General features: G+C 62.6%; 1 pseudogene. It reads left to right on the forward strand.

Annotated features, from left to right (window positions below):
- Positions 1-104 precede the first annotated feature (104 nt).
- Positions 105-1042: pseudogene (locus EN969_RS32655) on the forward strand (hypothetical protein); the annotation flags it as partial.

Here is a 1042-nt window from a genome sequence, read left to right on the forward strand (position 1 = left end):
CTGTTGAAAGCTCGGCCACCGTTGCTGGCGGAAACGGTGGCAATCCTGGCGCCAATTTCGGCGGTGGTGGTGGTGCGGGCATTGTTTTGAACGCCGGCGGCGACTTGACCAACCATGGCGATGTCCTCGGTGGCACGGGCGGGGCTTTAGCCACCGGCGGAACAGCCATTGTGATGGGAGATTCTGGCAGCATCGTCAACGACGGTCGCATTACCGGTGGCCGCGCCGGGGTTTCTGCATCCGCCGGTGCAGCGATCGACCTCAGAAATGGTGGGACGGTTTTTAACAGCGGAGTGATCATTGGCGGCGAGGGCAACGGTGGCCATGCCGGCGGCTCTAACGGCCCTGCTGGCGGAACCGGCAGTGGCGGCGCCCCCGGCTATATTCCCCTGACGCCCAGCAATGGAAACGGTGGTACCGGCATCGTTGGGGCCAATTTGGCGGTGCTTAACGTTGGGGAGATTACTGGGGGAGATTCTTTCTTTGGCCGGGCTAACGCCATCACCTTCACCGGCGGCGTCAACACGCTTTCCCTGCGAAACGGCTCGATTATCACCGGCAATGTCGTGGTGGAGAGTGGCGCGACCGGCTCATTGATGCTCGGGGACTATGACACGCTGCCTTCCACACCGGCCTTCAATGTCTCGAAGCTCGTGAATACGGCCACGGTAGGCGCGAGTGACGAGTTCGTCGGCTTCACGAGCTTTAACAAGGCCGGGACGAATACCGTTACCCTGACCGGCACGGGTGCGCAGGACTGGACCATCGATCAAGGCACCTTGGTCGGCGACACCAACAGCTTCGGCGGCAATCTCACCTTCTCAGGCGTGAACACCGGCGCCGTCGTCTTCGACCAGGCGAGCGACGGTACCTATGCCGGGACCATTACCGGCCCCGGCCATTTCGGCAAGGCCGGCGCCGGTACGCTGACGCTGTCAGGCGACGCTTCCGACCTCGCGGGCAACCTGGGCGTCATGGGGGGCACGCTCGACATCGACACTCAGCTCACCTCTTTTACCGGGATCATTGCTACTGACGGAAC

Source organism: Mesorhizobium sp. M7A.F.Ca.CA.003.01.2.1 (assembly GCF_003998945.1).
Classification (GTDB): Bacteria; Pseudomonadota; Alphaproteobacteria; order Rhizobiales; family Rhizobiaceae; genus Mesorhizobium; species Mesorhizobium ciceri.